The 6,302-nt window shown below is 48.8% G+C and carries 6 protein-coding genes; 2 read left to right on the plus strand and 4 right to left on the minus strand.

Annotated elements, in window-relative coordinates; translation table 11 throughout:
• The first annotated feature begins 65 nt into the window (after positions 1 to 65).
• Together GWO68_RS07530 and GWO68_RS07535 are read left to right on the plus strand one after the other, a co-directional pair.
• Positions 66 to 464 (plus strand): DoxX family protein, encoded by a 399-nt coding sequence (locus GWO68_RS07530; protein ID WP_162345811.1) that lies wholly within the window; start codon positions 66 to 68, stop codon positions 462 to 464.
• A 66-nt stretch (positions 465 to 530) separates the two neighbouring features.
• The gene (locus tag GWO68_RS07535; RefSeq protein WP_162345812.1) at positions 531 to 1,421 is read left to right on the plus strand and encodes a cation diffusion facilitator family transporter; all 891 of its coding nucleotides are present in this window, start codon (positions 531 to 533) and stop codon (positions 1,419 to 1,421) included.
• Between the two features lie 61 nt (positions 1,422 to 1,482).
• Here GWO68_RS07535 and GWO68_RS07540 read toward each other — a convergent pair whose 3' ends face one another.
• The 4 genes from GWO68_RS07540 to GWO68_RS07555 form a co-directional block, all read right to left on the minus strand.
• Positions 1,483 to 2,409, minus strand: coding sequence for an MBL fold metallo-hydrolase (locus GWO68_RS07540; protein WP_162345813.1), 927 nt, complete (start codon positions 2,407 to 2,409; stop codon positions 1,483 to 1,485).
• A gap of 106 nt (positions 2,410 to 2,515) precedes the next feature.
• Positions 2,516 to 3,418 carry a helix-turn-helix domain-containing protein gene (locus GWO68_RS07545; protein ID WP_162345814.1) on the minus strand — a complete coding sequence of 301 codons (903 nt, stop codon included), beginning with the start codon at positions 3,416 to 3,418 and terminating at the stop codon, positions 2,516 to 2,518.
• A 104-nt stretch (positions 3,419 to 3,522) separates the two neighbouring features.
• Positions 3,523 to 4,809, minus strand: coding sequence for a multicopper oxidase family protein (locus tag GWO68_RS07550; RefSeq protein WP_162345815.1), 1,287 nt, complete (start codon positions 4,807 to 4,809; stop codon positions 3,523 to 3,525).
• A 106-nt stretch (positions 4,810 to 4,915) separates the two neighbouring features.
• Positions 4,916 to 5,884 carry a D-2-hydroxyacid dehydrogenase family protein gene (locus GWO68_RS07555; protein ID WP_162345816.1) on the minus strand — a complete coding sequence of 323 codons (969 nt, stop codon included), beginning with the start codon at positions 5,882 to 5,884 and terminating at the stop codon, positions 4,916 to 4,918.
• Between the last annotated feature and the right edge of the window lie 418 nt (positions 5,885 to 6,302).

Below are 6,302 nucleotides of genomic sequence, written 5' to 3' on the forward strand. Positions count from 1 at the left end.
AGAATCCAGCTTCAAAACTATTCAAAGTTCACTCAATTACTCAATCAAAATTAAATTCAGAAACTATGAAAAATTCATCTGTTAAAACCTTTGTATTTGTGTCCCGCATCCTGATCGGGGTTACATTTCTGATAGCCGGACTGCATAAAGCGCTGTTCTGGGATGGCCCTGCCATGTGGATGGCTTCTAAAGGATTGCCATTCGTGCCGCTGCTGTTAGGTACAGCTATGGTTACAGAATTGGCAGGTGCCTTGCTGCTGTTTGCCGGTTTCAAGGTAAAACAGGTGGCTATTGTACTCATCCTGCTGCTCTTGCCGATGACGCTGCTGATGCACACATTCTGGAATATGGAAGGGATGATGCAGCAAACGGCTGTCATGGACTTCATTCAAAACATCGCCATTATGGGTGGCCTTGTAGCGTTGGCTGTAGTAGCGCATCTTTCATCCAAGCAATCCATTTAAAACGAAATATAACAGTAACCATCAGCCGTGCTTCGGATTACCGGGCACGGCTTTAACTATAATACTATGGGACACCATCACCATCACCACGGGCACCACCGCCCCGCGACCGGTAACATCCGGTTTGCTTTTTTCCTGAACCTGGGCTTTGCTATCGTAGAGCTGATCGGGGGCTTTTTTGTGAACAGCGTGGCCATCATGAGCGATGCACTCCACGACTTCGGCGATGCCTTTACCCTGGGTGTGAGCTATTTTCTGCAGCGCAAATCAGAACAGCACGGCAACGAGCGCTATACCTATGGCTACAAACGCTATTCGGTGGCAGGCGCGCTGTTAACATCCGTTATCCTGATTACTGGCTCTGTGTTTGTGCTTTCAGAAGCGACCGAAAGATTACTACGCCCCGAAATGCCCGACCCTTACGGCATGTTGCTTTTTGCTATAGTTGGGCTGGGCGTAAACGGGGCGGCCTTCTTCAGGCTGCGTGGCGGGCATAACCTGAACCAACGGGCTGTGTCACTGCACATGCTCGAAGATTTGCTGGGCTGGGCGGCCGTGCTGGTAGCCAGTGTGTTGTTGCTGTTCTTTGAATGGCCGTGGCTGGACGCGCTGCTCTCAATCGGGATTGCGTTGTTTATGCTGGTGAATGCGGTAAAAGGGGCCTGGTCTGCCCTAAAAGTGTTGCTGCAGGAAAACCCGCTGGCAACGGAGCTGAATGCTGTAAAGGCGCAGTTGCTTTCTGTTACGAATGTGCAGGATGTGCATCAGCTCAAGCTATGGTCTTTGGATGGGGAGCATCACGTATTGTCGGCGCATGTGGTGGTGGAATCTGTAAAAGAGCCTACTGCCATAGCTGCCCTGAAGCAGGAGATTCGCAACATCTTAAAACCCTTTGCCATAACTGATGCAACTCTTGAACTGGAGCACGCCGGCGAACGCTGTAAAATGAACGTATAAGCCAGTAATATAAAAATGTAAAAGCCGCTACCAACCAGTAGCGGCTTTTGTTTTATAGTTGTTAGCCTTCATAAATTTTCAGGTAGCGGTTCACCGATCTTCTGAAGGCATCCTTTGCGCCTGTAGCTATAAGCTGCCCGTCAAAAGCGCCATGAATGGTGTCGAACTCCAGCGGCTCTACACGGCTATTAACTTGCTCGATGGCTTTTTTAGGAAGCGGCACCAGGTTGGGGTAACTATACATCATCGATAAATGCCGGCGGTCGCGGGCAACGTACACGGTATCGCCGGTGAGCAGGGTGCCTTTGCCATGATAGGGTAGGTGCATTACGGTACTTCCATCAAAATGTCCGCCTGTGTGCACTACTTTCATCCCGTCCCAGAGCGGCAGTTCGCTGCCTTCCCATAGTTGTAAGTGCGTGCTTTTGTCCTGTATCCATTGTTTGTCGAGCTGGTGCAGGTAAATGGGGCAGTTAAAGGCGGCGGCCCATTCGGCCATTAAACTATAGTAGTGCGGGTGCGAAATGGTAATGGCTTTTATACCACCCAATGTCTTGATGTAAGTGATGGTCTGCTCGTCGAGGTAAGGAATACAGTCCCACAGCACATTGCCGCTTTTCGACAGTACCAGGTGTGCTTTCTGGCCGATGGCAAAATCAGGGGTGATCTTCAGCTCGTACAGGTTTTCCTGCAGCTTAGCGATCTTTATGCTGTGGTCTTTTGCTATTTCGCTGTAGCTGGTCCAGGTCTGGCCGCCATCGCTTACGTACTGGCGCTCGTCGGTGCAGATAGGGCAGGTGTCGGTAGCGGTTTTGCCAGTGGCGTAGCGGGTGCCGCAGGTAGCGCAGATGTTTTTTTGCTGCGGCTCGCGGACAGTTATTTTTACTGGCTTGACACTGCTGCCCGAAAAGAAGTGGTGCGCAGGGCCTGGCAGCAGCAAAAGCGAGGAGCCCAGCAGCGAATTTTTCAGAAATGATTTACGATTCATAATATGCTGTTTTACGAGGTAACACGTTGTTTAACAGCACAAATGTCTATAGTTAAGTGGCTGGCTTCAATGGACAAAGCACCGTTTGCCCTGCACTTACAGGAGCCTAACTTACGAGTTCCAGCTCTTTGCTCCGGAAGGCCAGGGGAGAAGCGCCGCTGTTTTTCGTGAAGAAGCGGGTAAAGTAGGCGGCATCTTCAAAACCCAGCTGTGCCGCTATTTCTTTTACCGATAACTGACCGTGGTGCAGCAGGCGTTTTGCTTCCAGCATCAGCCGTTCTTTTATCAGTTGGCTTACATTCTTGCCGGCATATTTGTGCGTGATTTCGTTCAGGGTGCGGGGCGTCAGAGAAAGGGCATCGGCATAGTCCTGCACGGCATGTTGTTGCTGGTAGCGCTCTTCCAGCAATTGCTTAAAAGTACGGTAGGTCAGGTAGCGCGGCTCGGGTACAGGTTGTGCTATCGTTTGCGTGTGTACGTCCTTCAGCTTATAAACCTGCAGCAAAAATATCTTCAGGTAAGAGGCAATGATCACTTCCGATAGGTCAGTTGGCTGCTTGTATTCCTGCAGCATTTTCTGCATCAGGTCATCGAGTAAAGCTACTGCGGTAGCATCCAGGTGCAGTACGGGCTGCACGTTTATGTTATCGAAAATGCCATACTTCAGCAACAGGTTCTCGGCACCCGCTTCCACGGCAAATACCGACTCGTTGAACTTGAGTACAAAGCCTTTGGTAGGGCCATCTTTCCGGATCTGGTGAATGTGGCTGGGCTGCAGCAAAAACAGGCAAGGCCCTTTAAATTCATACGACTGAAAATCGATGGTATGCAGGCCGCTTCCTTCCGTAATCCAGATAATCTCATAGTAAGTGTGGCGGTGGGGTGCTACACGCCGTAATCCTGCATCCGGCGCATCCTGGTACGACGCAATGTAAAAATCGCGGAACTTGCTCTTGGTAAAGCTTTCTGCTTCGGTGAAAACAGGAATAGGAATGCTTGCCTTGGCCATAGTTTTATGTGTTAGATGCGGAGTTGGTAAAGATAAAAAACTGTAGGTAAAAGTATAGCCTGCGGAAGCATCCTGCTGGCTATATGTATGGTTTTATGCTTGTATTAGACCACTTCCAGGTTTCCCATCATACCCAGATCTTCGTGCTCCAGGATGTGGCAGTGGTACATCACGCTGCCTTTATAGGTTGTAAAAGGGATTGCAATACGTACGGTACTGTTGGCCGGTACATTTACCACGTCTTTCCAGGCCCGGAAATCTACTGCTACACCATTTACACTAATTACCTGGAATGGAAAAGTATGCAGGTGAAATGGGTGGTCCATTGCCATCGGGTTTACAATATCCCATACTTCCATTGTTTCGGCTTTGGCAGTTAGATCAGTGCGGTGATGATCGAAGGCTTTTCCGTTAATGGTGAATTGCAGCGGCTGCATGGTGGCACCAAAAGTTATTGTTTTATAGTTAGTGACAGAAGCTAAATCCAGTGCCGGAATGTGAGTAAGTTTAGTTGGCAACGCTATAGTTTTAGGCTCACCAGTGATGCTGAACTTTGCCAGAACCATCCCTTCAGCAGGTGTATCAGCACTGGATCCGGCAGGTGTACGGCTGTAAGGCAGGTTTGTTAGTTGCAGCTCTTCTTCCTGCGTGGCTTCTATCAGTATATCGGCTCTTTCGCCGGGTGTGAGTAGGAGCCTTTCCATAGCCAATGGCGCTTCCAGGAAACTGCCATCCATCCCAATCACCTGCAGTCGTTTTCCGCGAATGTTCAGATTATAGTAGCGTGCGGTTGAAGCGTTTACGATGCGAAGTCGGAGCAGACCTGTAGGGGCGGACATTTCCGGTTGGTTTTGCCCGTTTACCAGCACCAGTTCTCCTTCTTTTCCTTTTCCCCAGTCCATGCCCGTATGCGACGCAACTTCGCCATTTTGCAGCCCGATGTCGTGCAGCACCAACACCTTTTCAGTCGCAGAAGCGACGGGCTCCAGCTTGTCCACGGCTCCGCGGATGATGATCGGCCCTGATAAACCTTCAAATAGCTGACGGGTAACTTTGCCATGGGCATGTGGGTGGTACCAATACATGCCGGCGCTTCCCAGATGCGCTTCGAAATTATAAGTTAGAGATTGACCTGGCTCTACAGTTTGATGTGGCTTGTCTTCATCCGGCGACATAAAAATACCATGCAGGTGCAGGTTGCTTGGCTCACGCAGTTGGTTATTAAAGTTTACCGTTACCACGTCGCCTTCTTGTACTTCCAGCAAAGGCCCTGGAAAGCTCCCGTTGTACGTTAATAGTTCTGCATTCTGGCCGGCAATGGTGATGTTGCGTTGCTGTGCCGTCAGGTCGAAATTGCGTGTTGTGGTTTTTGGGTGTTGTAGCGTATTCATAGTTTTATGGTGTAGCGTTTAACTTTGACAAAGCTATAAGCTAGGCCAGTCTCAGGTGTTACAGGATTCAGGTAAAGCTTTACAGATTTTCAATAGGAGGGCTAGTTTATATTTGTAGCACTTCAGGGTTGGCTATATTTACAGGTGTACCACTGGCAAAGGCAGTAACGTTTTCAAATGCCTTGCGGAAGTATAGTTCATAGCTGTGTTGCTCCACGTAACCCAGGTGCGGCGTACAGATCACATTTGGCAATTGCAGCAGTGGATAGTCTTTATCGTAGATAGGCTCTGTTTCATACACATCTACGGCAGCAAAGCCGGGTCTGCCTAGTCTAAGCGCATGCAACAGCGCGCCTTCTTCTATCAATTCTGCCCGGCTGGAATTTACCAGCACCGCATTCGGTTTCATTAAGCCTAAATCTGATGCTGTAACAATACTTCTGGTGCTATTCGTTAAGCGCAGGTGCAATGTTACTACGTCAGCTTTGGAAAAGAACGCTGCTTTGCTCTCAGCTATTAATAAGCCATCTTGCAGGGCCTGCGTACGGGAGTTTTCACTGCCCCAAACCATCACTTTAGCACCAAAGGCTATGGCGTAGTCAGCCATACGTTTACCTATCTTTCCATAGCCCCAGATGCCAATCAGCCTTCCGTGAATGGTGCTACCGATGTTGGTTTGCCACTGTCCGGCTTTCATGGCTTCTGTGGCCTGTGGTACCTGCCTTACTGCATTCATGATCAGGAGCCAGGCCAGCTCTGCCGGAGCTACTGGGGAGCCAATGCCTTCGGTAACTGCAATATTATGCCTGGTGCATGCCGCCAAATCTAAATGGTTTGAGATTTTACCGGTCTGGCTGATAAGCTTCAGTTTAGGCAACTGCGCGACCAGTTCTTCGGTAATGGCTGTTCGTTCACGCGTTAGCACCAGAGCATCGGCATTTTTAAAGCGTGCAACCATTGTTGAGATGTCCTTAACCGTATCGTTATAGATAGTAACCTGATGGTCTTTCAGCAGCTGAAAACATGGCAGGGAACGAATAACATTCTGGTAATCGTCAGGAATGATGATGTGCATTAGAAAGATAATTGTATGCCTGCAAAACTCTGTTTTATGTAGGAAAAGCGCAACGGACAAATGAGTATATTAGTTGGACAAACAGGTATGCTCTATAGGAGGCGCTGATTCTGTTTCCAGCTGAGCCAAGCTATTGAGACGCATGTCGATTGTAGAGCGGATTACGATACTACGCTTTTTAGAGAAGTCTACTAGTGGGATGGGAGCGAGGCTATAGTTAGTTTTGTAGTTGGTGCTGGCTTGAGAAAGTGCAAGTGAGTAGAGCTGTGATTTTTAGGATCTTTAAGAAACTAGAAGCTATCTCATAAATAGAGATCAAAAATAATCAAGGGATCGTTTATCAGTTATGAAGTTAACAGATAAGCAATGGGGAAAATTAAAAGACCTCATTCCTGATGGTGCCAGGCGGGCAGACGGG

It is taken from the genome of Pontibacter fetidus (assembly GCF_010119545.1).
Taxonomy (GTDB): Bacteria; Bacteroidota; Bacteroidia; order Cytophagales; family Hymenobacteraceae; genus Pontibacter; species Pontibacter fetidus.